General features: G+C 70.0%; 21 protein-coding genes and 3 pseudogenes. 15 read left to right on the top strand and 9 right to left on the bottom strand.

The features are described 5' to 3' along the window. The first annotated feature begins 182 nt into the window (after window positions 1-182). From RMT89_RS04375 to RMT89_RS04365, 3 genes are all read left to right on the top strand, one after another. Complete coding sequence (locus tag RMT89_RS04375; protein WP_315882574.1) at window positions 183-803, top strand: L-threonylcarbamoyladenylate synthase; 621 nt, start codon at window positions 183-185, stop codon at window positions 801-803. 110 nt (window positions 804-913) lie between these two features. Continuing rightward, complete coding sequence (locus tag RMT89_RS04370; RefSeq protein ID WP_315882573.1) at window positions 914-1,717, top strand: dienelactone hydrolase family protein; 804 nt, start codon at window positions 914-916, stop codon at window positions 1,715-1,717. Next, the gene (locus RMT89_RS04365) at window positions 1,714-2,493 is read left to right on the top strand and encodes an SDR family oxidoreductase (protein WP_315882572.1); all 780 of its coding nucleotides are present in this window, start codon (window positions 1,714-1,716) and stop codon (window positions 2,491-2,493) included. Before RMT89_RS04370 ends, RMT89_RS04365 begins: the two co-directional genes overlap by 4 nt. Window positions 2,494-2,497: 4 nt before the next feature. Here RMT89_RS04365 and RMT89_RS04360 read toward each other — a convergent pair whose 3' ends face one another. Next, a complete protein-coding gene (locus RMT89_RS04360; RefSeq protein ID WP_315882571.1) occupies window positions 2,498-4,891 on the bottom strand; it encodes an excinuclease ABC subunit UvrA in 2,394 nt (797 codons plus the stop codon). A 96-nt stretch (window positions 4,892-4,987) separates the two neighbouring features. Further along, window positions 4,988-5,321: pseudogene (locus RMT89_RS04355) on the bottom strand (VOC family protein); the annotation flags it as partial. 127 nt (window positions 5,322-5,448) lie between these two features. Between RMT89_RS04355 and RMT89_RS04350 the strand changes: the two are divergent. Beyond that, window positions 5,449-5,670: pseudogene (locus tag RMT89_RS04350) on the top strand (alpha/beta hydrolase fold domain-containing protein); the annotation flags it as partial. A 69-nt stretch (window positions 5,671-5,739) separates the two neighbouring features. Here RMT89_RS04350 and argG read toward each other — a convergent pair. Then, window positions 5,740-7,182 (bottom strand): argininosuccinate synthase, encoded by a 1,443-nt coding sequence (argG, locus tag RMT89_RS04345; protein ID WP_315882570.1) that lies wholly within the window; start codon window positions 7,180-7,182, stop codon window positions 5,740-5,742. Between the two features lie 103 nt (window positions 7,183-7,285). Then, complete coding sequence (locus RMT89_RS04340) at window positions 7,286-7,636, bottom strand: hypothetical protein (RefSeq protein WP_399497568.1); 351 nt, start codon at window positions 7,634-7,636, stop codon at window positions 7,286-7,288. Between the two features lie 200 nt (window positions 7,637-7,836). Between RMT89_RS04340 and RMT89_RS04335 the strand changes: the two genes are divergently transcribed. The 3 genes and pseudogenes from RMT89_RS04335 to RMT89_RS04325 form a co-directional block, all read left to right on the top strand. Then, window positions 7,837-8,664 carry an MHYT domain-containing protein gene (locus RMT89_RS04335; RefSeq protein WP_315882569.1) on the top strand — a complete coding sequence of 276 codons (828 nt, stop codon included), beginning with the start codon at window positions 7,837-7,839 and terminating at the stop codon, window positions 8,662-8,664. 20 nt (window positions 8,665-8,684) lie between these two features. Continuing rightward, window positions 8,685-10,187, top strand: coding sequence for a metallophosphoesterase (locus RMT89_RS04330; RefSeq protein ID WP_315882568.1), 1,503 nt, complete (start codon window positions 8,685-8,687; stop codon window positions 10,185-10,187). Between the two features lie 50 nt (window positions 10,188-10,237). Beyond that, window positions 10,238-10,666 (top strand): annotated as a pseudogene (locus RMT89_RS04325) (LLM class flavin-dependent oxidoreductase); the annotation flags it as partial. A gap of 9 nt (window positions 10,667-10,675) precedes the next feature. Here the strand turns inward: RMT89_RS04325 and RMT89_RS04320 are convergent. Beyond that, a complete protein-coding gene (locus RMT89_RS04320; RefSeq protein WP_315882567.1) occupies window positions 10,676-11,878 on the bottom strand; it encodes an erythromycin esterase family protein in 1,203 nt (400 codons plus the stop codon). Between the two features lie 58 nt (window positions 11,879-11,936). On the opposite strand from RMT89_RS04320, the gene RMT89_RS04315 reads away from it, so the two are divergent. Both RMT89_RS04315 and RMT89_RS04310 read left to right on the top strand, forming a co-directional pair. Beyond that, window positions 11,937-12,668, top strand: coding sequence for a TioE family transcriptional regulator (locus RMT89_RS04315; protein ID WP_315882566.1), 732 nt, complete (start codon window positions 11,937-11,939; stop codon window positions 12,666-12,668). A gap of 116 nt (window positions 12,669-12,784) precedes the next feature. After that, window positions 12,785-13,000 carry a hypothetical protein gene (locus RMT89_RS04310; protein ID WP_315882565.1) on the top strand — a complete coding sequence of 72 codons (216 nt, stop codon included), beginning with the start codon at window positions 12,785-12,787 and terminating at the stop codon, window positions 12,998-13,000. A 34-nt stretch (window positions 13,001-13,034) separates the two neighbouring features. Here the strand turns inward: RMT89_RS04310 and RMT89_RS04305 are convergent, their stop codons facing one another. Together RMT89_RS04305 and RMT89_RS04300 are read right to left on the bottom strand one after the other, a co-directional pair. After that, a complete protein-coding gene (locus RMT89_RS04305; RefSeq protein ID WP_315882564.1) occupies window positions 13,035-14,387 on the bottom strand; it encodes a phosphatase PAP2 family protein in 1,353 nt (450 codons plus the stop codon). 317 nt (window positions 14,388-14,704) lie between these two features. After that, the gene (locus RMT89_RS04300; RefSeq protein ID WP_315882563.1) at window positions 14,705-15,679 is read right to left on the bottom strand and encodes a TauD/TfdA family dioxygenase; all 975 of its coding nucleotides are present in this window, start codon (window positions 15,677-15,679) and stop codon (window positions 14,705-14,707) included. Between the two features lie 144 nt (window positions 15,680-15,823). On the opposite strand from RMT89_RS04300, the gene RMT89_RS04295 reads away from it, so the two are divergent. Then, the gene (locus RMT89_RS04295; protein ID WP_315882562.1) at window positions 15,824-15,988 is read left to right on the top strand and encodes a hypothetical protein; all 165 of its coding nucleotides are present in this window, start codon (window positions 15,824-15,826) and stop codon (window positions 15,986-15,988) included. Between the two features lie 95 nt (window positions 15,989-16,083). Here the strand turns inward: RMT89_RS04295 and RMT89_RS04290 are convergent, their stop codons facing one another. Next, window positions 16,084-17,634 (bottom strand): GH32 C-terminal domain-containing protein, encoded by a 1,551-nt coding sequence (locus tag RMT89_RS04290; RefSeq protein WP_315882561.1) that lies wholly within the window; start codon window positions 17,632-17,634, stop codon window positions 16,084-16,086. A gap of 163 nt (window positions 17,635-17,797) precedes the next feature. Between RMT89_RS04290 and RMT89_RS04285 the strand changes: the two genes are divergently transcribed. The 4 genes from RMT89_RS04285 to RMT89_RS04270 are packed head-to-tail and all read left to right on the top strand — an operon-like array spanning window position 17,798 to window position 22,419. Next, window positions 17,798-19,207 carry an extracellular solute-binding protein gene (locus RMT89_RS04285; protein WP_315882560.1) on the top strand — a complete coding sequence of 470 codons (1,410 nt, stop codon included), beginning with the start codon at window positions 17,798-17,800 and terminating at the stop codon, window positions 19,205-19,207. After that, entirely contained in the window at window positions 19,204-20,154 is a 951-nt protein-coding gene (locus tag RMT89_RS04280) for a sugar ABC transporter permease (RefSeq protein ID WP_315882559.1), read from the top strand. The genes RMT89_RS04285 and RMT89_RS04280 overlap by 4 nt, the downstream gene beginning before the upstream one ends. 13 nt (window positions 20,155-20,167) lie before the next feature. Then, window positions 20,168-21,022, top strand: a complete 855-nt coding sequence (locus tag RMT89_RS04275; protein ID WP_315882558.1) for a carbohydrate ABC transporter permease — start codon at window positions 20,168-20,170, stop codon at window positions 21,020-21,022. Next, window positions 21,019-22,419 (top strand): glycoside hydrolase family 32 protein, encoded by a 1,401-nt coding sequence (locus RMT89_RS04270; protein ID WP_315882557.1) that lies wholly within the window; start codon window positions 21,019-21,021, stop codon window positions 22,417-22,419. The genes RMT89_RS04275 and RMT89_RS04270 overlap by 4 nt, the downstream gene beginning before the upstream one ends. Here the strand turns inward: RMT89_RS04270 and RMT89_RS04265 are convergent. Continuing rightward, window positions 22,382-23,446 (bottom strand): LacI family DNA-binding transcriptional regulator, encoded by a 1,065-nt coding sequence (locus RMT89_RS04265; protein WP_315882556.1) that lies wholly within the window; start codon window positions 23,444-23,446, stop codon window positions 22,382-22,384. The two genes, RMT89_RS04270 and RMT89_RS04265, sit on opposite strands and share 38 nt — an antisense overlap. Before the next feature lie 96 nt (window positions 23,447-23,542). On the opposite strand from RMT89_RS04265, the gene RMT89_RS04260 reads away from it, so the two are divergent. Continuing rightward, window positions 23,543-24,139 carry a DNA polymerase ligase N-terminal domain-containing protein gene (locus RMT89_RS04260; protein WP_315882555.1) on the top strand — a complete coding sequence of 199 codons (597 nt, stop codon included), beginning with the start codon at window positions 23,543-23,545 and terminating at the stop codon, window positions 24,137-24,139.

Here is a 24,139-nt window from a genome sequence, read left to right as displayed (position 1 = left end):
GCTGTGAGGACGGCCGTCTCAGGCGCAGCACACCGATATGCGCGCCCAGGGCGGCGGCGTGACGGGCGGCGATCTCGTCCAGGGGGAGTTCCCGGTCGAGGATCCGTCGGAGCGGGAGACTCAAGTCGGGTCCCTGGAGGGACCTGCGCGTCCTGAGCGCCCGCAGGGCATACGCTCGGCGGATGGCGAAGTACTTCGATGTTCACCCCGACAATCCCCAGCCGCGTGTCGTCTCCCAGGTCGCCGACAGCGTCCGTGCCGATGCGCTCATCGCGTATCCGACGGACTCCTGCTATGCCCTGGGCTGCCGGCTGGGCAGCCGTGACGGGGTGGAGCGGATCCGGACCATCCGCCGTCTTGACGACCGGCACCACTTCACCCTGGTGTGCCAGGACTTCGCGCAGCTCGGCCAGTTCGTCCAGATCGACAACAACGTGTTCCGCGCGATCAAGGCCTCCACGCCGGGCAGTTACACCTTCATCCTGCCCGCGACGCGGGAGGTGCCGCGCATGCTCCAGCATCCGAAGAAGAAGACCGTAGGTGTCCGCATCCCCGACCATGTCGTGACCCAGGCGCTCCTCGCCGAGCTCGGCGAGCCGCTGCTGTCCAGCACCCTGCTGCTGCCCGACGAGGACGAACCGATGACGCAGGGCTGGGAGATCAAGGACCGCTTGGACCATGTGCTGGACGCGGTGGTCGACTCCGGGGAGTGCGGTACCGAGCCGACGACGGTCATCGACTTCTCCGGCGGCGAGGCCGAGATCGTGCGGCATGGCGCCGGGGACACCTCGCGCTTCGAGTGAGGCGGGGCCGGTCCGGGGGCTTGCGGCGGCGCGTGCCAGGATGGCCATGACCTGGCCTTCCCAGGGTCAGGCCGTCGCCGACTCCCCCAGCAGAGAGGCACGACCCCTACATGACCGTCGTACAGGGAACCGCCGTCGACATCGTCACCGAGGACGGCACCGCCGACGCCTATCTGGCCCACCCCGGTGACGGAGCACGCCATCCCGCGGTCCTGCTCTACATGGACGCCTTCGGACTACGGCCGCACCTGCGGGCCATGGCCGACCGGATCGCCGAGGCCGGACACACGGTCCTGGTGCCGAACGTGTTCTACCGTCACGGGCGCACCCCGGTGGTCGAGTTGCCCGAGTTCATCGATCCGTCGGCACACCCGGAGATCTTCCAGCAGCTCGGCCCGATCATGCAGTCCCTCACGCCCGAGCTCGCGATGCGGGACGCCGGTGCCTATCTGCGCTGGCTGGCCGGCAGCCCGCTGGCCGCCGAGGGCCCGGTCGCGCTGACCGGCTACTGCATGGGCGCCCGGCTGGCCCTGCTGACCGCGGGCACCTATCCGGAACGGGTCGCGGCGGCGGCCGGGTTCCACGGCGGGCGCCTGGCCACCGAGGACCCGGACAGCCCGCACCTGGTCGCCGAACACATCACCGCCGAGCTGTACTTCGGCCACGCCGACCAGGACCCCGCGCTGCCCGTGGAGCAGATCGAGCGGCTGGAGCACGCCCTGACGGCGGCGGGCGTCCGCCACCGCTGCGAGGTCTACCCGGGAGCGCCCCACGGCTTCACGCAGGCCGACACCGCGGCCTACCACCAGGAGGCGGACGAACGGCACTGGGCGGAGCTGCTGGAACTGCTCAAGCGCACGTTCCGCCCCCTGTTCGGGGTCCGGCGGCCACGCCCCTCCAAGATTCGGCCATGACATCGGCTGCCTACCTCTCCGGCCTGTTCTCCCTCGACGGCCGTGTCGCCCTGGTGACCGGCGGCAGCTCCGGCATCGGGCGGGCCATCGCCGGGGCTCTGGCCCGGGCGGGCGCGAGCGTCGTGGTCGTCGCCCGTAAGGAGGGGGAACTGGCCGAGACCGTAGAGGAGTTGACGGCCGACGGCTGCCGGGCCGCCTGGGTGAGCGCCGATCTGGGCACGCGCGACGGGGTGCGCGCGGGGGCGGAGGCGGCGGCCGCCGTGTTCGGGGAGCCCGGCATCCTCGTCAACTCCGCCGGGATCAACCTGCGGCCCCCGATGGCCGAGGTGGACGAGGACGTCTGGGACACCACGATGGCCGTGAACCTGGAGGCGCCCTATCTGCTGGGCCGCCGGTTCGGGCCCGGGATGGCCGAGCGCGGCTTCGGGCGGATCATCCACATCACGTCCCAGCAGGCGCACCGGGCGTTCGTGCAGAGCGGCGCCTACGGCGTCTCCAAGGGGGCGCTGGAGTCGCTGGCCCGGTCACAGGCGGAGGCCTGGTCGCCGTACGGCGTCACCTGCAACACGCTGGTGCCGGGGTTCGTGATGACGCCGCTCAACCGACGGCTGTCGTCCGACCCCGACAAGGTGGCGGCGCTCGCCGCCCGCACGATGGTCGGACGCAACGGCCTGGCCGAGGACTTCGCGGGGGCGGCGGTCTTCCTCGCGAGCCGCGCCTCCGCCTACGTCACCGGCCAGGCCCTGTTCGTCGACGGAGGTTTCTCCGTCCACTGAGCCCTCAGGCGCCGACGTACTCCGCCAGGTGCTCGCCGGTGAGCGTGGAGCGTGCCCCGACCAGGTCGGCGGGCGTGCCCTCGAAGACGATCCTGCCGCCGTCGTGACCGGCGCCGGGGCCCAGGTCGATGATCCAGTCGGCGTGGGCCATCACGGCTTGGTGGTGCTCGATGACGATGACCGACTTGCCGGAGTCCACCAGCCGGTCGAGCAGGCCGAGGAGTTGCTCGACGTCGGCGAGGTGGAGGCCGGTGGTCGGCTCGTCGAGGATGTAGACGCCGCCCTTGTCGGCCATGTGCGTGGCCAGCTTGAGCCGCTGCCGCTCGCCGCCGGACAGCGTGGTGAGCGGCTGGCCGAGGGTGAGGTAGCCGAGGCCGACGTCGGCGAGGCGGGCGAGGATGGCGTGCGCGGCCGGGGTGCGGGCGTCGCCGGAGCCGAAGAACTCCTCCGCCTCGGACACCGACATCCCGAGCACTTCGCTGATGTCGCGGCCGCCGAGGTGGTACTCCAGCACCGCGGCCTGGAACCGCTTGCCCTCGCAGTCCTCACAGGGGGTCGCCACGCTCTGCATGATCGCCAGGTCGGTGTAGATGACGCCGGCGCCGTTGCAGGTGGGGCAGGCGCCCTCGGAGTTGGCGCTGAACAGCGCCGGCTTCACGCCGTTGGCCTTGGCGAAGGCCTTGCGGATGGGCTCAAGCAGTCCGGTGTACGTCGCCGGGTTGCTGCGCCGGGAGCCGCGGATCGGGCTCTGGTCGACCGACACCACGCCCTCGGCCGCGGGGATGGAGCCGTGCAGCAGCGAGCTCTTGCCGGAGCCGGCGACGCCGGTGACGACGGTCAGCACGCCGAGCGGGATGTCGACGTCGACGTTCTGCAGGTTGTTCGCGGTCGCGCCGCGGATCTCCAGGGCGCCGGTGGCCTTGCGGACCGTGTCCTTCAGGACGGCCCGGTCGTCGAGGTGGCGGCCGGTGACGGTGCCGGAGGCGCGCAGCGCGTCGAGGGTGCCCTCGAAGCAGACGGTGCCGCCCGCCGTGCCGGCGCCGGGGCCGAGGTCGACGACGTGGTCGGCGATCGCGATCGCCTCCGGCTTGTGCTCCACGACGAGCACCGTGTTGCCCTTGTCCCGCAGCCGGATCAGCAGGTTGTTCATCCGCTGGATGTCATGGGGGTGCAGACCGATGGTGGGCTCGTCGAAGACGTAGGTGACATCGGTGAGCGAGGAGCCGAGGTGGCGGATCATCTTGACGCGCTGGGCCTCACCGCCGGACAGCGTGCCCGAAGGCCGGTCGAGGGCGAGATAGCCGAGGCCGATCTCCACGAACGAGTCGAGGGTCTGCTGGAGAGCGGTGAGCAGCGGCGCGACCGACGGCTCCTTGAGGGTGCGGACCCATTCGGCGAGGTCGCGGATCTCCATCGCGCAGGCGTCGGCGATGCTGATCTTCTTGATCTTCGAGGACCTGGCGCCCTCGCTGAGCCGGGTGCCGTCGCACTCGGGGCAGACGGTGAAGGTGACGGCCCGCTCCACGAAGGCGCGGATGTGCGGCTGCATCGCCTCCTTGTCCTTGGACAGGAAGGACTTCTGGATCTTCGGGATGAGGCCTTCGTAGGTGAGGTTGATGCCGTTGACCTTCACCTTGGTCGGCTCGCCGTAGAGGAAGTCGTGCATCTCCTTCTTGGTGAACCGGCGGATCGGCTTGTTCGGGTCGAGGAAGCCGGACTGGGCGTAGAGCCCGACGGTCCACTGGCTGTCCGACTTCCAGCCGGGGATGGTGAAGGCGCCCTCGGCGATCGACTTGGAGTCGTCGTAGAGCTGGGTGAGGTCGATGTCGGAGACCTTGCCCCGGCCCTCGCAGCGGGTGCACATGCCGCCGGTGCGTTCGAAGGTCGCCTTCTCTGCCTTGGTCTTGTCACCGCGCTGGACGGTGATCGCCCCGCTCGCCTTCACCGAGGCCGTGTTGAAGGAGTACGCGCTCGGCGGGCCGATGTGCGGCTTGCCGAGGCGGCTGAAGAGGATGCGCAGCATGGCGTTGGCGTCGGTGGCGGTGCCGACCGTGGAGCGCGGGTCGGCTCCCATCCGCTGCTGGTCGACGCTGATCACGGTGGTCAGGCCGTCGAGCACATCGACCTCGGGGCGTGCCAGGTTCGCCATGAAGCCCTGCACGAAAGCGGGGTAGGTCTCGTTGATCAGCCGCTGCGACTCGGTGGCGATCGTGTCGAACACCAGGGAGCTCTTGCCCGAGCCGGACACCCCGGTGAACACCGTCAGCCGGCGCTTGGGGATCTCGATGCTGACGTCCTTGAGGTTGTTCTCTCGGGCGCCGTGCACGCGGATCATGTCGTGGCTGTCGGCGATGTGCGGCGCAGGCGACTGCGTGTTCGCCGTGGTGGCCCTGCTCATCGTTGCTCCCGTCTCATCGGCTGTCGCCTGGCTGGATCTGACCGGCTTCGAACAGTACGTGAGGTTCTACTTGATCACCTCGGATACCGGGAGGGATCAGCGCTTCTGCTGGATCCGGATCATGTTCCCGGCCGGGTCGCGGAAGGCGCAGTCGCGGACGCCGTAGGGCTGGTCGACCGGCTCCTGGACGACCTCGGCGTCGGTGGCCTGGAGCCGGTCGAAGGTGCCGTCCACATCGGGGGGGCCAACAGGACGAAGCCGTAGGCGCCCTTGTCCATCATGCCGAGGATGGTGCGGCGCTCCTCGTCGGTGACGGCGGGGTCGGCGGCGGGCGGCGGCGGGCGGCGGGCGGCGTCAGCACGATCGAGGTGCCGGGCTGGCCGACGGGGCCGACGGTGATCCAGCGCATCTCGCCGTAGCCGAGACAGCTCATTTGGGGGGCTTCGTGCTCCCCTCGCCCTTTCGACCGTGCCGCCTCGTGAGCGGCCGGAGGCGTTTCGCCATGCGTCGACGGACTCCTTGGTGCCCAACGACGTGTTCCACGAGCTGTCGGTCCGCTCCCTCCGGCGCTGGTCATCACCGGTGAGGCCGATGTCCTGCGCGACGAGGGCGAGGCGTACGCCAACAAGCTCCGTGCAGCCGGGGTCGCCGTCACCGCCGTGCGTTTCCAGGGCGTCATCCACGACTTCGTGATGCTGAACGCCCTGCGCGAGACGCATGCCGCCGAGGCCGCGATCACCCTCGCGGTCGGCACACTGCGCTCCGCGCTGCGCGGCTGACGGCGTCGTCGACGCACACGGCGCGGCGGGGGGCTCCCTCAGGGGTCCACCCGCCGCGTTTGTGCACCGTCAGTCCGTGCCGAACTCCATGGCCGCGTTGTCGAGGAGTTCGTCGCTGTCGGGGCCCTTGCCGCCGGAGGCGATGGCCTCGGCGCCGCCCTCGGTCAGCGCGCCGATCAGGCTGGTCGCCCCGGCGCCCTCGACCGACGCGGCCTGCGGGGCGCCGACCATGCCGAGACCGGCGTACAGCTCCAGCTTGGTGCGGGAGTCGGCGATGTCGAGGTTGCGCATGGTGAGCTGGCCGATCCGGTCCACCGGGCCGAACGCCGCGTCCTCGGTGCGCTCCATGGACAGCTTGTCCGGGTGGTAGCTGAAGGTCGGACCGGTGGTGTCGAGGATCGAGTAGTCCTCGCCGCGCCGCAGCCGCAGCGTCACCTCGCCGGTGACGGCCTGGCCGACCCAGCGCTGCAGCGACTCGCGGATCATCAGCGCCTGCGGGTCCAGCCAGCGGCCCTCGTACATCAGCCGGCCGAGGCGCCGGCCCTCGTTGTGGTACTGGGCGAGGGTGTCCTCGTTGTGGATCGCGTTCACGAGACGCTCGTACGCGGCGTGCAGCAGGGCCATGCCCGGCGCCTCGTAGATGCCCCGGCTCTTGGCCTCGATGATCCGGTTCTCGATCTGGTCCGACATGCCGAGGCCGTGCCGGCCGCCGATGGCGTTGGCCTCCATGACCAGATCGACGGCGGAGGCGAACTCCTTGCCGTTGATCGTGACCGGGCGGCCCTGCTCGAAGCCGATCGTCACGTCCTCGGTGGCGATCTCCACCTCGGGGTCCCAGAACCGCACGCCCATGATCGGCTGCACGGTCTCCAGGCTGGTGTCCAGGTGCTCCAGGGTCTTGGCCTCGTGCGTGGCGCCCCAGATGTTGGCGTCCGTGGAGTACGCCTTCTCCGTCGAGTCCCGGTAGGGAAGGTCGTGGGCGACCAGCCACTCCGACATTTCCTTGCGGCCGCCCAGCTCGGTCACGAAGTCCGCGTCGAGCCAGGGCTTGTAGATCCGCAGGTGCGGGTTGGCGAGCAGGCCGTAGCGGTAGAACCGCTCGATGTCGTTGCCCTTGAACGTCGAGCCGTCGCCCCAGATCTGGACATCGTCCTCGAGCATCGCCCGGACCAGCAGGGTGCCGGTGACGGCACGGCCGAGCGGGGTGGTGTTGAAGTACGCCCGTCCGCCGGAGCGGATGTGGAACGCACCGCAGGTCAGTGCGGCAAGACCCTCCTCGACCAGCGCCGCGCGGCAGTCGACCAGGCGCGCGATCTCGGCGCCGTAGGTCTTCGCGCGACCGGGCACCGACGCGATGTCGGGCTCGTCGTACTGGCCGATGTCGGCGGTGTACGTGCAGGGCACGGCACCCTTGTCGCGCATCCAGGCGACCGCTACCGAGGTGTCGAGGCCCCCGGAGAAGGCGATCCCGACGCGCGAGCCGACGGGGAGGGAGGTAAGCACTTTGGACATAGCAGAAGTATGCATGAGAGCGCATGAACATGCAACGCCGACCCGAGGGCCCCGGCCGGGAGGCGCAGGAGGGCATCCCGGGCCTCCCGCCGGGAAAACGCGGTCAGGCCCGGTTGATCCGTGCGGCAATACCGTGCCCGAGTGCCAGATAGACCACCGCGGGCAGGCCGTAATTCAGGACCACCCGCAGCCCCTCTGTGTCCATCGTGAAAATATCCTGTGCCCATCCGGACAACCAGTCGGCCGAGCCGTGGACGAACTCGACGAAGGTATTTCCCTGATTCGCGTCGAGCAGGTAAAGCAAGATCCACAAACCCAGCAGACCTGCTGCGATGTCGCCGATCGTGCTGATCGTCAGGGCGGTCCTGCGGGCTGCGGTCCGGTTGCGCGCGGTGCGGTCGGGCCGGGTGGGCGGTTCGTACGTCTGGTATCCGGAAACCGGGTCGGTGTTCACGAGAATTCCGATCTGAGGGGTTGTTTTTGTCAGCGGTCGATCCGCTTCTCCCTGCCTCTGCGTTCACCGGACGCAATTGCGTTACATCGCCGCCGGACCACCCCTGCTCCAGAACGTGCCGCTGTGAAGGCTAGCTTCACAGAGCCCTCACCCCGTACACCTTGCACGACAACCAGCCATGGCTCTGGGGGAGTTGGCTCATGGAAGGCACGGTCGACGGGTTCCGCTACGGCGCGGTGACCCCGGTGGCGGCGTATTCGATGGCCTGCCTGGGAGGGGCGCTGGGACTTCGCTGCATCGTCCGGTCCCTGATCAACGAACAGTCCTGGAAGCCCGGCTGGCTGGCCCTGGGTGCCACGTCGGTCGGCTGCGGCATCTGGACCATGCACTTCATCGCGATGATCGGCTTCCAGGTCGAGGAGACCCGGATCCGCTACGACACGTCGCTGACGGTGCTGAGCCTGATCGTGGCGATCCTGGTGGTCGGCGTCGGGGTGTTCATCGTGGGGTATCGCGGCGCGGGGGCGGCTTCGCTGACTCTCGCGGGCGTCATCACCGGGCTCGGCGTGGCGGCCATGCACTACCTCGGCATGGCGGCGATGCGCCTCAACGGGGACATCCGGTACCACGCGATCACGGTCGGCCTCTCGATCCTGATCGCCATCGCCGCCGCCACCGCGGCGCTGTGGGCCGCGGTGTCCGTTCGCGGCTTCCTGATGAGCCTCGGGGCGAGCCTGGTGATGGGGGTGGCCGTGTCGGGCATGCACTACACCGGCATGGCGGCCGTGAACGTGCATCTGCACAGCTCGGCCGGGGCGTGGTCGGGTGACTCGCCCACCTCGCTGCTGCTGCCCATGCTGCTCGGGCCGATCGTGTTCCTGCTGCTGGCGGGCGTGGTGGTGATGTTCGATCCGCTGCTGATCCTCGGCGACGGCGACTGGAACCGGCGCGCCGAACAGGGCTCCGCCCATCGGGAGACCGCGACCCGGGGAACCGTCAAAAGCGGTCCCCCGCAAGCCCGTCCGTAGATGATTGTTACGGTTCACCGGTGTCTGATTCTTCACGCGATACCGCCGAAGGCGCCGGCTGGGGAACCGCGGACCCCGGCGAGTACCAACGGCTCATGCCCACCGAGGTCCAGAAGATCTCCTGGCTGGACCCGAGGATGCTGTGGGCGGCCCGCAACGGCGTGCTGGCCTCCTGGTTCGGGGATCCGACGGGCCGGACCCGCAGCCGCTGGGTGGCTCAGCGGGCCGCGGCCGGTGCGCCGGGCGACAAGGTGATCGAGCGAACGGATCCCGACCGCTTCTCGTTCCTGGTCATAGGGGACACCGGTGAGGGCGACGACCCTCAATACGCCGTAGTACCAGGGTTCCTGAAGGCGGGTCAGGACACCAGCTTCGCCGTGCTGGCCAGTGACGTGATCTACCCGGTGGGCAGCGCGGACGACTACGGCACGAAGTTCTTCCGCCCGTACCAGGACTACCGGGCGCCGATCTACGCGATACCCGGCAACCACGACTGGTACGAGGAGCTGGGCGCCTTCATGCGCGTCTTCTGCGGCGACGCCCCGCCCCTCGCACCCGAGCCGAAGCCACGCGCGCTGACCCGGGCCTGGTGGCGCTCGCTGCTGTGGCGCCGCCCGCGCTCCACCGACGGCCAACGCCTGGACGAGGCCCGCAAGTTGCGCTCGGACCCGGCCCAACAGGCGGTCCAGCCGGGCCCGTACTGGGCCGTCGACGCCGGACCGATACGGATCGTAGGCATCGACACCGGGCTGCTGGGCACGCTGGATGCCGAACAGGGCGCCTGGCTGCGCGAGGTCTCTCGCGACCCACGCCCGAAGATCCTGATCACGGGCTCGCCGCTGTACGTGGACGGCGAGTACCACCCCTGCGAGATCGAGGGCGGCGGAACAGTGGACGAGATAGTCCGCGACCCGGCGCATCGCTATGTGGCGGCGATAGGCGGCGACATCCACAACTACCAGCGCTACCCGGTGCAGGTGGAGGGGCGGACGATCCAGTACGTCGTCTCGGGCGGCGGAGGCGCCTTCATGCACGCCACCCACACCATCCCCCGGGTCGACGTGGCGAACGTTACCGAGCGGGACTTCCGCTGCTACCCCCTGCGCGGCGACTCCCTGGCCTTCTACAGCAGGCTCTACGGCCGTCGCCTGCGCCTGCGCCGCTTCTTCACGCTCACCGAGGCGGAGGCGGCGGCGGTGGTCGCGGAGCGCCTGGGCATCCCGCTGACCCGCTCCCAGCAGGCGACGACGCGCATCACGCGCCGCACCCGCCTCGTAGCCGGCCTGCTCGGCGCAGGCCGCCGCCCCGACCGCACGGCCCGCTTCCGCCTGCCCGTACGCAAGATCTACACCTCGTTCTTCTCCCCCAGCTCGGCGACGTACAGCCCGCCGTTCTTCAAGTGCTTCCTGCGCATGGATGTCTTCCCGGAGTCGATCCGGCTGCGCTGTTACGCGGCGACGGGCAACCGGGCGCAGGAGATCGACCCGCCGGTGGAGGACGAGGTGACGATCCCCCTGGTGTGAACGGAACACCAGCGCCGACGAGAAGAGGGTGGCGGTGGCGGACCCACGCGCTCGGCTGGGAGAACCCACTGCGCCTGGCCGAGGACCTGGCGACGAGCGACATCCTGTCCGGCGGCCGCCTGAACCCGGGCGTCAGCGTGGGCCCGCCGAGGCACTTCGACCGGGTGAAGGAGGCGCTGTACCCGGACACCGCCGGGTCCGAGGACTCAGCGGTACGGAGGGCACGGGGGCGGCAGCCTCAGCTCGGCCGGGTGGGCGGGCGGGCAGGGGACGAATCTCCTGTTCAGCAGCGTGGTGAAGGCGGAGGAGTCCGAGCACTTCGCCGAGATCCAGCCCCACATCCACGCCTTCCGCTCCGCCCACCCGGACGGCGACAAGGCCCGCGTCTCCCAGGGCCTGGTGGTCATCCCCACGGACTCTGCAACACCGGCACAACGGCCAAGTACGAGAGCTACGCGGCAAGCCGCACCCCCCGCACCGATGTTGAGTCAGCTCTGCGGGACGTCCTTGATGAACGCGAGTCCGTCGATGGACGCCAGATGGGCCGGGTCGAACGGGGCGTAGCCGAACCAAGGGGACACGCGGGTGGCCGGTGGCGCGTCGCCGAGGGTGGTGGTCAGGTTGGCGGTGTCGACGAGGTACTGGTCCTGTGGGAGCGCGTACAGGAGTCCTTCGAGGGTGTTCGGCGGTGGGGTGTCCACTCCCCGGTGCCGGATCGTGCCGAGGGCCGTGGCCACGAAGGCGTACTCCTCGTCCAGGTAGGCACTGACCAGCGCGCCGGCGCTCCACCACTTCACCGGCCCCTCCCACATCTGCATCGTGCTCTTCTGCCGCTGGAGATGGGAGTTGTGGGCGTGGACGAATGCCGGGCCCCTGGCGGCGAGGGCGAGGAGGTTGGCGGCCATCATCGAATCGCGCACGCCCAGCAGCCGGGCCATGCGGGCCGGTGAGGTGTCGGCCATCCAGTAGTGGTAGCGCAGCAGGCCGGTGGCGGTGCGACCGTGCAGGCGCGCGCGGTCCCAGTCGTTCCGTGAAGTCTCCGTGATCAGGTGCGGTGTGTGCTCGTCGAGCAGCGCCACCAGATCGTCGGCGAGCAGCCGCAGTTCCGCGGCCTCGGCCGAGCGCCCCACGGACTGGGTCGGGTCCGTCATCGTGGCGGGATCGGTCCACGGGTCGTCGGTGCCGAGCAAGCGGTCGAGTGTTTCCGCGGTGCAGGGGAGCAGGTCCGTGCGCACGTGTGCCGAGAGGTAGGCGTGGAGCGCGGTGAGGGACTGCCGGGGGCTCGCGGCGCCGGTGATCTCCAAGGGGCCGTCGAAACCGGCGAAGCGGAGCTGCTCGGAGGCGGGGCGGCCGTCGTTGTAGGCGCGCATCCAGCGCACGAGCTCACGGTTGGCCTCGGAAGCGCCCCAGCCGTGACTGAATCCGTGCTCCATGACCTCGTCGAGGGTGCCGGTGCCCGAGGTGACGTAGTCGTCCACGAGCAGGCCCCTCATGCAGTCGCTCTCGATCGTGATCGTCCGGTAACCCTCCTGCTCGGCGAGCTGACGGAACAGCTCGTTGCGCAGGTCGAGCAGAGCGTCCTCGCCGTGGGTGGGCTCGCCCAGCGCGAGCAGTCGGGGCCGGGTCGGGAGCAGCTTCATGAGAGCGGCAGCCTCGACGGCATGCGTGGTGCCCTTGATGTCCGTAGCCATGCCTTCAACGGTATCGTTGAACCTTCGGTTGAAACTTTCTCGCGGTATCGGCGGGCTCATGGCGCGAAACCTTCAAAACGGTGAACGGCTCAGGCCGGTTGACCTGGCGCGCGGGCACGGTCTGTCCACGCAGGCGGTCAGGAACTACGAGGAGGCGGGCATTCTTCCGGCCGCCGCTCGCACACCCCACGGCTACCGCACCTATACCTCGCTGCACGCGGCGGCCCTGCGCGCGTTCCTCGCCCTGGTGCCCGGCCACGGTCATCGGACGGCGACGTCGATCATGCGGGCGGTGAACGAGGGCGCGGCCGAGGAGGCGTTCCGCCTCATCGACGAGAGCCATGCCCAGCTCCTCGACGACCGGCGGACCCTCCAGGCCGTGGAGAGCGCCCTTCGCGACCTGGAGCCCCTCACTGGGTCGGAGTGGGCTGCGGCGTCCTCACCCGGTGGCATGTTCATCGGGCCGCTGGCAGGCATGCTCGGGATCCGGCCCGCGACGCTGCGCAAATGGGAGCGGGCCGGGCTGGTGAGCCCGCGCCGCGACCCGCTGACCGGGTACCGCGTGTACGACGAGGCCGACGTACGGGATACCCGGCTGGCCCACCAACTCCGGCGGGGCGGCTACCTGCTGGAGCAGATCGCCCCGCTCATCGCCCAGGTGCGGGCGGCCAGAGGTCTCGAGCCACTGGAGGCCGCCCTGCGCGACTGGCACGGCCGGCTGTCGGCCCGCGGGCGGGCGATGCTGACCGGCGCCGCGGAGCTGGACGCGTACCTCCGCGAGCGGGGATGAGACACCGCCGCGAAGAGGCCGACGGGGTGTTCCCCAGCGGTGTCGGGGGGCCGACGAGGGACCGTTCAGCCATGCTGGAACAGGGCGGATCCTCTTCTTGCGACAAGGAGCACCGTATGCCCACGAACCCGCTCGAACGATTCCTGGCAGCCCTGGACCCGGAGCACAAGGAGGCCGTCGGCGCCAAGCCGCGCGAGGAGCAGGAACGCCTCGCGGCGGCCTGGGAACGGGAACTGGAAGCGGACGACGAGCTCGACACCCTCGACGAACTGTCACCGCCGGCAGCGGAAGCCGAGGCGGCTCGCCGCGTCCTGGACCGCGAGACCGACTAGCGGGGCCCACCTTCGCAGTGATCACTCACACGGCTCAGACCAGTTCGAGTTGCCGTTCCGGTTCTCGCGCTGATGGGGCCGTCGCTTCCCACCGTGCGGCGGTCCGTACGTAGCCGTAGATCACCGAGGTCATCGCCAGCAGGAGCAGGGGCCCGGCCACCCACGGATGCTTGGCCATTTCCAGCGGCACATAGCGGTACGACACCAAGAGCGCGGTGAAGACCGTCGCGCCGTAGGCAACCAGCCGGATCCCCGATCGATCCCAGCCCCGGTCGAATGTCCGCAGGGCCGCCTCGATCGTGAGCGTGAACACCCCGCCGGCGATGAGGTCCGCGCCGTAGTGGTAGCCGAATCCCAGCGTCGCGGCGAGCGTGGCGATCAGCCAGAACGTTCCTGCGTAGCGCAGAAGTCGTGGGGCCTTGCGGGAATGGATGAAGATCGCGACCGCCCACGCCGTGTGCAGGCTGGGCATGCAGTTGCGGGGGGTGATCCCGTCGAACGGCATGTGCTGCGGGGGGCTGATCGGCGGCAGAGTCTGCGGCCATAGATTGGCCGCGGCCCACTGCACGCTGGGCGCCGATTCGGGCGCCCACAGGCTGACCGACGCCCATTGCTCGGTGCCGGTGCCGTAGGCGAAGACCGGTCCGACCACCGGGTAGATCATGTAGAAGGCCGGTCCGATCAGGCCTATCACCAGGAAGGTGCGCACCAGGTGGTGGCGGGGAAAGCGGCGCTCCGCCGCGACGCCACGGAATTGATACAGCGCGACGACGACCGCGGCCACTGGGAGTTGGCCGTAGACGAAGTCGAGGACATTGAAGCCGATGGGGCCGGAGGCCTCGACGATCCGGCCCACCAGCCAGGACGGGTCACCCAGGGCGTGATCGGCGGTCGCCACGTACTGGTCGAGCACCAACGGTCGGGTCTTCGAGGTGATGAACAGCCAGGTGTCGCCGGTCTTGCGGCCGGCCATCAGCAGTAGGGCCAGCCCTACGCCCTTGAGTAGGAGGACGCGTTCGTTGCCGGTGCGGCGCGTGACGGCGATGACCGCACAGCCCAGAATCACCCACAATGCGCCATTACCGAAGGGGTGACCTTCCGTCACCTTGACATCAAGCATCCAACGGATCGTCGAGAAAGCGACGTCGATACCGATCGCGGCGCCCACCGCGATGAATCGTTGCCGCCAGGTGAGTACCACCATCATCAACGCCATGGAGGCGTACAACAGACCGCCCGATTTGGGGGCGAATATCACCTCTCGCGTCTGGGTGGTGATCGGCCCCGGCAGGCCGTAGCGACGCGCTGCGAACTCCAGCGCCACGAGGAACCCGAGGGCCACGACACCCGCTACGACCCAGAGTCCCGCCCGGGGTTGACGCCACACGGAGGGCGTGACTCCGGAGCCTATTCGCGGGGATGTGCGTGATGGTCTGTATCTCAATTTTTGGCCGATTTAGTCGATTTTGATCAAAGGGCAGGGTGATTTCGCTCGTCCGACGAGGGAAGACGGAGAGATCACAGTCCGGGTTCCAGTCCGGCCGACAAATACGGCCACAGGCAGCCCGCAGTGCCCCGTTTGCGTACGAACGTGAACCCCCAAGACCCCCGACCCCCAGGTCAAAGCCCCCGCATCATACGGGTTTCCCCGGGGTTGGTCCTAGGGCAAGGCGACATGCCTTTTGCGTTCACCGCGAGGGGCCCTCACCAGCGCCCCGCCGCACTCCCCACGATCGCCTCCGACGCCTTCCCGTCCACGCCGACCGGCACCTCGCCGGCCACCATCACCCGGTGCATGATCCGGGGATGATCAAGGTGGGCGTTGTCGCTCGGGGCCAGATGGATCGTCGCACGGTTGTCCCAGAAGGCCACGCTCCCCGGTTCCCAGCGGAAGCGGACCGTGTACTCGGGGCGGACCGCCTGGTCCAGGAGGAGGTCCAGGAGGGCCTGGCTCTCGGCGCGGGAGAGGTCGGCGATCTGTTCCACGTAGTAGCCGTTGATGCAGAGGATGCGCTCGCCTGTCTCCGGGTGGACGCGTACCAGCGGGTGGAGCGTCGCCACCTGGTGGTCCAGGAGGTGCCGGACGTACGCGTCCTCCCCGGGGCGCGGCTGATAGCCGACCCCCAGGCGGTGTTCCGCCCTCAGGCCGGACACGAACTCCCCCAGCGGGGCCGACAGTCCGGCGTAGGCGGCCGCCAGGTTCGACCACGTCGTGTCGCCGCCGTACGGCGGAACCGTCTGCGCGCGCAGGATCGTCGCGGCGGGCGGGTCGACGCGGGCGCCGTGGTCACAGTGCCAGCCGCGCAGCAAGGTGTGCCGGCGGCGGCGCAGCCACTCGTCGTGGTCCATGCCGAAACGGCCGCCCAGTTCCAGCCGGTCCGCCGTCGTCTCCACCTCAGGGAAGTCCGGCGGTGACGCCTTGCCGCGGCGCGGGAGCACCACCAGTGAGCCGAAGCGGCGCGCGAACGCCACATGCCCGGCGTGGTCGAGCCGTTGGTCCCGGAAGAAGACCACCTTCCAGCGCAGTACCGCCGCCCGGATCGCGGCGACCACGGCGTCGTCCAGGTCGGCCGCCAGGTCCACGCCCGTGATCTCCGCGCCGATGTGCCCGGCGGCCGGTTTCACCTCGATGCCCGCGATCGGCTCCGTTTCCTCCGCGGTGGCCCTGTCCCTGGTCATGCGCACTCCGTCGGTCGTCAGCACCGGCTCCGTCCCCGCCGGATCCCTCAAGATCGTGACAGCAAACGGCGGGCCTGGCGAGGGTGCCCCGTCAGTGCGTTGAGCGTCCGGCGACCGGCCGCTCCCACCCCGATCATGCTGCCTGTGGTGGAAGCCGACGAGGAGTGGGACACGGTCGTCCCCGACGAGAGCGTGATGCGCCCGGGCGCGGAGGACCTGTGCACGCGCCTCGGGCTCGGCGGGGCAGCGCTGACCCTTTCCCGGACGGATCGCAGCCGGTGTGCGCCGTCGGCCGGCAGTACGTCCTGATGTCCCGCCTGCGCGGCGGGAACCTGGCCCGCTGCTGGGACCGGGTGCCGAGGGCCGACCGGAACGGGTCGTCGGCGATTAGGCCTGGTTCGGCCTCACAGCGTGAACTCCCGTATCACCGTGTTCCGGAACACCGCCCTCCCGTCGATCGAGAACAGCGCGACGCCGGTGTCGATCAGGTACGGGAACGCCTCGCAGGAGTGCACATGGCGGCCGTCGTCGACGAACATCTCCACCGACGTCCGGTCCACCAGGATGCGCAGCCGAACCGTCCCCGCCGCCCGGCCGAAGGGGCTCTTGCTCTCCTGCCAGCGGCCTGAGACATCCGGGTTGACGGTGGGGCGGCGGTTCAGGAAGGCGTAGTCGCCGTAGATCCCGGCGGCGATGTGCCGCGAGCCGTCGGACGAGCGGCGCAACTGCACTCCCGCTCCGGTGAGTTGGTCCCAGGTGATCTCGCAGGACAGTTCGTAGGCCGTGCCGCGGTAGTCGAGGACGCGGGTGCCTTCGACGGAAAGGTCGCCCAGGCTCACGGTCCGGGAGACGTACGTGTCCAGCGCGGCGACCGGGCGTGAGGCCAGGTAGTACGTGCCGGAGGAGGACCGTCGCATCGTGATCTCGCGGACGATCGAGTCGGTCCCGTTGAAGCCGTCGGTGTCGATGGTCGGCGTGATGTTGGCGTAGTCCCAGTTGTTCAGCCAGCCCATCGCGTACCGCTTCCCGGGATCCACCGAGCCGTCGGCGCGGTGCCGGTCGAAGGTGACGGCGCCGTACCAGTCCCAGCCGTGATCGAGCCACTGGGGCTCGGAGGCGTCCGGCGTGAAGGCGCTTCCGTCGAAGGCGCCGGTCCAGTACGCGTACGTGTTCGGCAGCCCCGCGCCCTTGCCGTTGGCGCTCACTCCCAGGACCCACTTCACGGTGCCGTCCTCGGCCGTGATCCGGAACAGGTCGGGGCACTCCAGCACGCCGAGCCCCTCCTTGACGAAGCCCCCGGCGTACGTCCACTCCCGCAGGTTCTCGGAGTGGTAGAAGCCGACCTTCGTGTGCTCGGCCAGTGCCATCACCCACCGCCCGCGCTCCGCGTCCCGGATCACCTTCGGGTCGCGGAAGTCCTTCACCCCGGGGTTGGGCAGCACCGGCTCGACGCCGTCATGGGTGAAGGTACGGCCGCCGTCCGTCGAGTAATACAGGTACTGCGCCTGGGAGTCGGCGCCCTCGACCGGTTCCATGGTGGCGAGCACGACCACCGCGCCCGCCCCGTAACCCGCGGTGTTCCCGGTGTCCACCACCGCCGATCCGGTCCACACGTCACCGTTCGGCGTGGTGTCCTTCGGCACCGCGATCCCCTGGTCCCGGAAGGCCACCAGATCGGTGCTGGTGGCCAGTCGCCAGGCCGTGCCCGCCTGGGTCCCGCCGGTGAAGTAGTCCGGGTTGTAGAGGTAGAAGTACCGGTACTCGCCATCGATCCAGATGGGGCGCTGGGGGTCGTTCTTCCACTGGTCGGGCACGGTGAAGTGGTACTCGGCGCGGTAACTCGCGCACGCGGCGGCCGACTTGGGCTTCGCCGCCGCCGGCGCGGCGGGCAGCAGCGCGGCCGCCGTCCCCACGGCCGAGCCGGCGAACAGCGCTCTTCTGGTCATCCCACGCATCAGACACAGTCCCTTTCCTCGGGATGGCGGCTCATGTGATGAACCAGGACTGTGGGACCTAACTCGTTAAAGGTCAAGTGGTTCACCACTCTTGACAGGCACGAAACACGCTCCACATCATCTGGGGCATCACTGCTCGACTAACACGAGTTAGGCCCGCCCGATGACCGACTCGCACCTCACCCGCCGCACCCTGTTGCGGTACGGCGCCTATGGCGCCGGTGCCGCCGCGCTGGCCGGCACCGCCGCCTCCTGGGACCGGCTCACCGGAGCCGACATCCCCGGCCGCGACGACGACTCACTCGTCGTCGCCACCCTCGGGCCCGCCTACGGCCCCGAGGCCATCCGCACGCTCACCGACGGCTTCAAGAAGCTCCACCCCGACATCAAACTGCGGGTCAACGCGGTGCAGGCCGTCGACTGGTCGGACTTCTTCGCCAAGATCCTCACCCAGATCGCCGCGGGCACGGCCCCGGACCTCGTCTACGTCGCCACGGAGGGCGTCCAGCTCTTCGCCCAGCGTCTCGGGGTGGCTCTGGACAAGTGGGTGAAGCGGGACGCGGCCGAGCTGCGCGAGTACTTCGCCGACGTCCACCCCTCGCTGGTGGAGTCGATGATGTACGAGGGGAGCCTCTACCAGCTGCCGGTCGAGTTCAACGCGGCCGACATGTACCTCAACCACCAGGTCCTCCAGCGCGCGGGCGCGGGCTTCCCGGCCCCCGACTGGACCCGCGACGACTTCACCGCGCTGCTGCGGGACATGAAGAAGTCCAGCGGCTCCCAGTTCACGCCGTACTTCTGGACCAACCGGCTGTGGGGCGGTGTCGTCCCCTGGCTGTTCGCCAACGGCACCAACCTCCTCGCCGAGTCCAAGGCACCGGGCGGCGCCTGGCTGTGGGAGGGCTTCTACCCCGCCGCCGAACGGCAGGGCCGCGGGGGCGGCTTCCGCTGGACGACCCCGCAGGCTACCGAGGCGCGCGTGGAGGAGGCGTACGACTATCTCGCCTCCCTCATCCAGGAGGACCTGTGCACCCGCCCCGAGGGCGGCAACGGCCAGAACCTCGTCGGCGTGTTCTCCACCGGCCGGGTCGGCGTCACCCCCGCGGGCGGCTTCTGGGCGGGCGGTCTGCACCTGGCCGGCATGAAGGCCACGGACTACGACGTCCAGTACTTCCCCCGCTGGCGCACCCAGCGCATGCAGTTCGGCGCCGCCGGCTACGCCCTGCTGCGCACCTCCAAGCGGCAGGAGGAGGCCTGGGAGTTCATCAAGTACGCGGCCCGCAAGGACACCCTGGACCGGCTCTTCGTGACCAACCAGACCACCCCGGCGCGCCGCTCGATGCTCACCGCCGACCGCTACCGGGAGACCGGCCCGAACCACTGGCGGGTCTTCTACGACACCCTCGACAAGTTCCCCGACACCGGGCCGATCCCCGCGCCGCCGCAGGTCGCCGAGGTGCAACAGGTCCTCCTCAAGCACACCGGCACGGCCCTGGCCTCCCGGCGCACGGTGGGCCCCGCGCTGCGCCGGATGCAGAGCGACCTGGAGAAGGCCATGGAGCGTGACGTATGACGAACACCCAGATCCAGGCCGTACGGCCGCGACCGGCCGCGCCCCCCGCAAGCGCCCCGAAGCCCTCCGCCCGCGACCGGGGCAGCCGGCTGCTGGCCACGCTGTTCCTGGCGCCGACGATCGTCGGCATCGTCGTCTTCACCGTCGTACCGATCGCCGGATCGATCGTCCTGAGCCTGTTCCGCTGGAACGTCATCGACGATCCGAGCTTCGCGGGGGCCGCCAACTACCGTGAGGTGTTCAGCGATTCGACCGATCTGGTGTCCTTCCGCAACACCCTCGTGTTCATGGTGTTCGCGGTCGCGTTGCAACTGCTGATCGCGCTGGTGCTGGCGCTCGCGGTGAACGGGCGGATGCCGGTGTGGCTGCGCTCGGTCTTCCGGTCGGCGTTCTTCTTCCCGCTGGTGCTGTCCTCGGCGTCGATCTCGGTCGTGATGAAGTACCTGTTCAACCAGGACTTCGGGGTGGTGAACTGGCTGCTCGCGCTGGTCGGGATCGCGCCGGTGCCCTGGCTGACGTCGGAGAACGGCGCGATGACGGCGGTCGTGCTGGTCTATGTCTGGCAGCAGTTCGGCTTCTCGTTCCTGCTGTTCGTCGGCGGCCTCAACAACATCCCCAAGGAGATCCACGAGGCGGCCGCCCTGGACGGCGCGACGGGCCTGCGCAAGCACCTCACGGTCACGCTGCCCCTGTTGTCGCCCACGCTGCTGGTCGCGTCGGTGGTCGGCATCATCAACGCCCTCCAGGTCTTCGAGCAGCCGTACGTCCTCACCAACGGCGGTCCCGGCGACTCCACCCGCACCGTCGTGATGGTCATCTACGAGAACGCCTTCGAGCAGCTGCGCTTCGGCGAGGCGTCCGCGGTGGGCGTGCTGCTGTTCGTGCTGATCATGGCGGTGACCGCCCTCCAGTTCCGGCTCAGCCGGCGTTTCGTCCACTACCAGTGAGCCGGTGAGTCCCATGAGCCAAGCGACCATGAACCTCAGCCGTACCCGGCACAGGCTCGCGCCCTGGGCGCGGATCGCCGGGCTGACCCTATGCGCGCTGCTGACCCTGGGCCCGGTCGTGTGGACCGTGTCCACCTCGCTGCGCACTCCGGCCGAATCCTTCGACCTGCCCCCGAAGATCATCCCGACGAGTCCGACGGTGGAGTCCTACCGCGGGGTCTTCGAGCAGATCGACGTCTGGCTGCTCGCGCTGAACTCGACGCTGGTGACCGCGCTGATCGCGGGGGGCCAGATGATCACGGCGGGCCTGGCCGGGTACGCCTTCGCGCGCCTCGAATTCCGCTTCAAGAAGCCGCTGTTCGGGCTGGTGCTGGCGACGATGATGGTGCCGCTCCAGGTCACCATCGTGCCGGTGTTCCTCGTCCTGAAGTCGATGGGCCTGACCGACACCCTGCTCGGTCTGGTCATCCCGGCCTTCCCGACCGCCTTCGGCACCTTCCTGATGCGCCAGTACTTCCTCGGTATGCCGAAGGACCTCGGCGAGGCGGCGATGCTGGACGGCTGCGGGCCCTGGCGGATCTTCCGGTCCGTGTACGCCCCGCTGGCCGCGCCCGGGCTCGCGATCGTCGGTGTGCTGGCCTTCAACTACCACTGGAACGAGTTCTTCCGGCCCCTGATCCTGGCGACCTCCGGCCAGAACTACACCCTCCCCCTCGGCCTGGTCTCCCTCCAGGGCAACCTCGGCACCGGCTCGATCTCGGTCGTGCTCGCCGGAGTCGTCCTGTCCATGATCCCCGCCGTCGCCGTCTTCGTCGTCGGCCAGCGCCCTCTGCGTGAGGGCATCACGTCCGCAGGAGTCAACCGTTGAGCCACGCGCCCGCGTCCTTGGACCCGAACGCCCCCCGCTTCCGGGTCCGTCCGCCCGCCAACTGGGTCAACGACCCCAACGGCCCCTTCCGTTGGCGTGGCCGCCACCACCTCTTCTACCAGCACAACCCGGATGCTCCCGTGCACACGAACGTCCACTGGGGCCATGTCTCCAGCGCCGACCTGGTCACCTGGGAGCACCATCCGATCGCGCTCGCCCCGACTCCGGGCGGGCCGGACGAGGCGGGGTGCTGGTCCGGGTGCGTGGTGGACGACGGTGGAGTGCCGACGGCGGTGTACACGGGGGTCGACCGGCAGCACGTCGGGCTCGGCACGGTCTGTCTGGCCCGGACCGCCGACCCCGAGGACCCCGCGCTCACGGAGTGGAAGCCGCTGCCCGCGCCCGTGGTCCTCGGCCCGCCCGCCGATCTCGACGTGGTGATGTTCCGCGACCCGTTCGTCTTCCACAGCGGCGGCCGGCGCCGGGCCCTGCTCGGCGCGGGTCACGCCGACGGGACGCCGTCGGTCCTGCTGTACGACTGCGACGACCTGACCGACTGGCGCTTCGCGGGCGTCCTGCTCGACGGGAACGACCCGGTTGCGGCGGAGGCGTTCGGTGACAGGGCGGTGGGCTGGGAGTGCCCGCAGATGTACGCGACGGCGAGCGGGGACTGGGTCCTGGTCGTCTCGCTGTGGGACGGCGACCCGTGGGCCACCGGATATCTGACGGGCCGTCTGATACCTGACGCGTCCGGTGAGTTGCGCTTCGCGGCACACACGGGCGGGCGGCTGGACGAGGGGCGGGACTTCTACGCGCCCGCCGTGCTCCAGGAGGACGGCCGGGCCCTGATGTGGGGCTGGTCCTGGGAGGCGCGCGAGCAGAGCGAGGTGGACCGCGCGGGGTGGGCCGGGGTGCTCAGCGCGCCGAGGGTGGTCGACGTCCATGCGGACGGCGCGCTGTGTGTCGTACCGGCGCCGGAGCTGGAACTCCTGCGTGCGGACGAGCCGTTCGTGACGGCACAGGGCACAGCGACGCTCCCTGAGGCCTACGACCTGACCGTCACAGCGGACGGCCCGGCGACGCTGACTCTGCTGCGGTCCGCCGCGGGCGCCGAGCTGACGCTGCGGCTGGATCCCGCCGAGGGCGTGGTGACACTGGACCGCAGTGGCTGGCCCCGGGCGCGGCAGGACGGCTCCGCGCCGATCGAGGTACGGGTGCCCGGCGGGCCGCGGCTGGAGGTGCGGGTCCTCGCGGACGGCTCCCTGCTGGAACTGTTCGTCGGTGACCGGGCGACGGTCACCGAGCGGGTCTACCGGCGCCCGGACGACATGCCCGAACTGCGCGTGTCCGGGGCCTCCGTCACCGGCTGGGAGCTGGTCCCACCGACGCACGGGTGACCACCTCGCAGGCGAGCCGCCGGGTGGTGGCCGGCGGGGTGCGGCCGGTGTCGATGGCGTCGAGCAGGAGGCGCGCGGCGGCCTCGCCCATCGCCCGGTGCGGCAGCGAGACCGTCGTCAGGGGCGGTGCGAGGAACGCGGCCATGTGCTCCTGGTCGTCGTAGCCGACGATCGACAGATCGCCGGGGATGGTGATACCGAGCCGGGTCGCGGCGTGCAGGACGCCCGCCGCGACCCGGTCGTTGTAGCAGAACACGCCGGTCGGGCGACGGTCGGCGGGGACATCGTCGAGGATGCGCAGCGCGCCCTCGTAACCGCCGGAGATCTCGCCGCCGGTCCGTACGACCCACTCCTTGGGGACGGTGATCCCCTCCGCCCGCAGGGCGTCCCGGAAGCCGCGCAGCCGCTCGACGGACGCGATGTCGTCGAGGCCGCCGATGTGCGCGACCCGGCGGTGCCCCTGCTCCAGGAGCAGCCGGGCCGCCGTACGTCCTCCGGCTCGCTCGGCCGGGACGACGGCGGGCAGGGAGTCGTCCTCGGGCAGACAGTTGGCGAGGACGGAGTGGGTGCGGTGCAGGCCCTCGGGGACGCGGACCCGGCGCAGGGACATGGCCGCGTAGATGATGCCGTCCACCCGGCGGTCGAGGAGTTCGGCGACCGCCGCGTCCTCCTTGGCCGGGTCGCCCCCGGAATCCACGGTCAGCACGAGGTGGTCGCTGTCCCAGGCGGTCTCCATGGCACCGCGCAGCAGCCGGCCCGCGAACGGCGAGGAGGCGATCTCGTCGGTGACCAGTCCGATCACGGCCGTACGGCGGCGGCGCAGCCCTCGGGCGACGGGGTCGGGGCGGTAGCCGAGCTGGGCGGCGGCCTGCCGGATGCGTTCCTGGGTGGCGGGTGAGAGATTGCCCTTGGCGCGCCCGTTGAAGACGAAGGACACGGCGGTGTGCGACACCCCGGCGAGCCGCGCGACATCCCGCGACGTGGGCCGCGGGGACCCCGTCAGCTGCCTCTCCTCGCCTGCACCCATGCCGTCCGCCGCCCTTGTCCCACCCCACCGGTTGATCACTCTCACCCTATCCGCGACCGGCGTTGAGTACCGCGCCTGCCGGGGTACCCGGGGCCCGTGAGTGAACGACTACGCACATATCACGGCAAGCGCGACTTCACACGGACCAGGGAACCGCAGGGCCAGGACGCCACCCCGGGCGGCGAAGGGCATCGCTTCGTCGTGCAGATCCACGACGCGAGCACCCTGCACTTCGACTTCCGGCTGCAGGTGGACGACGTACTGAAGTCCTGGTCGATCCCCAAGGGGCCGTCCGACGACCCCAAGGACAAGCGGCTGGCCGTGCCGACCGAGGATCATCCGCTGGAGTACGAGGAGTTCGAGGGGGTCATTCCGGAGGGCGAGTACGGCGGCGGGACCGTGATCGTGTGGGATCACGGGACGTACGAGCCCCTCAGTCACGACCGCAAGGGGCGGCCCGTCGACTTCGGGGAGTCCATCGAGCACGGGCACGCGACCTTCCGCCTGAGCGGCTCGAAGCTGCACGGGGAGTACGCGCTGACCCGCATCCGCGACGACGGGGCCTGGCTGTTGGTCAAGGCGAAGGGCGACCGGGCCAGGGCCCACGGCACCCCTGACCCGCGCCGCGCCAGGTCGGTGACGTCCGGGCGTACGCTCGCGCAGGTCGCCGCGGCGGACGGCGGGGAGGAGTGA

Source organism: Streptomyces sp. P17, from assembly GCF_032436805.1.
Classification (GTDB): domain Bacteria; phylum Actinomycetota; class Actinomycetes; order Streptomycetales; family Streptomycetaceae; genus Streptomyces.
Note: the sequence above shows the minus strand (reverse complement) of the source record. Positions and strands in the feature narration are given on the sequence as shown.